Here is a 2406-nt window from a genome sequence, read left to right as displayed (position 1 = left end):
CCCGCCGCCTCTTCCGCTCCGGTGAATCGGTCTACCTTCTCAACCGCAACCCCTGCCGGTTGAAGGAGATCCACGACCTCCTCCTGGACACCGGCATCGGGATGAACACCTACGCCATCATCGAGCAGGCCCAGGTGGATCAGATTCTCTCCAAGGAGCCTCTGGAGCGGCGGGAGCTCTTCGATGAGGCGGCGGGCATCGGCCGGTACAAAAAAAGCCGCGCCGAGGCCCAAGGGAAGCTCGCCGAGACCGAGGAGGGGCTCCTGCGGCTGGCCGACCGTCTCGAGGAGTTGGAAACCCAAATCCGCTCGCTCCGGCGGGAGGTTAAAAAGACCGAACGGCACCGCAGTGCCGGCGATGAGCTCGCGCGCCTCGAGGCGTTGATAAACCTCCACCACTGGCGGACCCGCCAGGTCGCCGTCCTGGAGCTGGAGGGTTCAATCGCCCGGGCCGAGGACGACCGCATCACGGTCTCGGCGGAGCTCTCGACCCTGGACGCCGAGATAACGCGGATCAGGGAGGCGCAGCTTTCGATCCAGAACGAGCTGGGCGAGGCGGAGAGCAGGCGGTACAGTTCCATCACCCGGGTGAAGGACTTGGAAAACCGCCTGAGCGTCTCCCAGGAGCGTCAGGCGGGTCGCCAGCGCCGTCGGCTTCAGATAGAGGCCGACTGCTCCCGCCTCAACGAGGAGCGGGAGGGGACGCAGACCCGTCAGGCCGAAACCGAGCGGGAGAAGAAAAGCCTCAAGAGCCATTTCAAATCCGCGGACGCCTCCATCGAATCCCGGCGGGAGGACCTGCAGGCGCTCACCAAAAGGGGTGAAGACGCCGAGAGAAACGCCTCCCGGTTGGGTTCCCGCCTGATTGAGCTGGCGGCGATCTCCTCCGGCGGCGAGCGGGTGAAGATCGAGCGGCTGGCGCGCACGGATTCCCTCGAAGGCGAGCTAAAGGCCCTGACGGCGGGTGTCGAGACCGACCGGCGGGAGAAGGGGGAGCACGAGGGTCGCTTGAAGAAGGCCTCCTCCAAAGCGGAAAAGCTGGAGGGGCGACTGGCCGCTCTCGAGGAGCGCTGCGCCGAGACGATCGAGCTTCAACGCAACGTGAACCGCGAGCTGGTCGAGGCCTCGGAGGAAACCCGGCGGGAGCTGGAGCGGCTGAACCGCGTCCGGGCCGAGCTGGAGAGCCAGGAGAAAATCCACGTTCGTCACGAGGGCTACCAGCGCGGCGTGGCGGCTGTGCTCGCCTCCGCGGACAAGGGCGCGCTATCGGGCATCGTCGGGACCCTGGCCCAGCTGGTGCGGACCGAGGAGAGGTACGAGGTCGCCGTGGAGGCCGCTCTCGGCGCCTCGGCCCAGGCGGTCGTCTGCCGGACCGAGGGGGACGTGCGGCGGGCGGTGGACCTGTTGAACCGGCTCCACGCGGGCCGGGTGCGTTTTCTCCCCCTGGACCTTATCCGTGCCCGGCAGCCGGTGAGGTGCGCCGCCAAGATTAACTCCGCCGGGCTCATCGGCGACGCCCTCGACCTGGTCGCCTTCGACGACGGGGTGGCGGCCGCCGTGGAGTTCGCCCTGGGCGGAACGATGGTCGCCGAATCCCTCGGGGAGGCGGTGGAGATGCTGCGGGAGTGGCGCGACCGGGTCGCCTTCCGGCGCATCGTCACCCTCCAGGGGGAGGTTGTCGAGTCCGGCGGGGTCATCGTCGGGGGGATGCGGGAGGGGATGGCCGAGGGTCTCCTGTCACGGGTCCGGGAGCTGGACCGGCTCCGGGAGAGCCTGAAGGAGGCGGAGGAAGCCCACCGGGTGGTCCACCAGCACGAGGATGAGCTCCGCCGCCGCTTCTCCGCCTCCGACCAGAGCCTCGTCGCCCAGCGGGAGCAGTCCACCGAGACAAAGCTGGAGCTGGAGCGCGAGCGCCTGGAGATTGAGCGCCTGACCGCGGAATTTGCCCGCCTCCAGGACGGGATAGTGCGGTCCATGGCCCGCATGACCGATATCCAGACCGAGCTGGCAGAGCTCGAACCGCTCCCCGAAGGGACGGAGGCCAGCCCCGAGGAGGAGGCGGCCTTGCGGGAGGAGCACTCCGCCGCCCTCGCCGAATCGGAGCGGCTGTCCGCCGAGAGGGACGCGGTTCGGAACGCCCTCGAAGAGGAGCGCCTGGCGCGGGGCAAGCTGGAGTCTCAGCTCGAGGCTCTGGCCACCGAGATCGAGCGCTGCGGGAGGGACATTTCCGCCCTCGACAGTCAGCTCAATTCCCTGGGGGAGGAGCAGACCGGGCTGGACCGGGAATCGGAAGAGGCGGACGCCGATTTGGAGAAGCTCACCTCCGCGGTGGCCCGGTTCGCCCTGGACTCCGACGGCGAGGAGAGCAAGTTCCAGGACATCCACCGGCGGATGGGCGAAATCGGCG

The 2406-nt window shown here is 68.4% G+C and carries 1 protein-coding gene; it reads left to right on the top strand.

The window, feature by feature from the left end; all coding sequences use genetic code 11:
* Nucleotides 1-2406, top strand: a 2406-nt coding sequence (locus NTW26_06405; protein ID MCX7021888.1) for a hypothetical protein, incomplete at both ends; no start/stop codon positions are given.

This window comes from bacterium (assembly GCA_026398675.1).
Classification (GTDB): Bacteria; RBG-13-66-14; RBG-13-66-14; order RBG-13-66-14; family RBG-13-66-14; genus RBG-13-66-14.
This window is presented reverse-complemented; position numbering and strand designations above follow the sequence as displayed.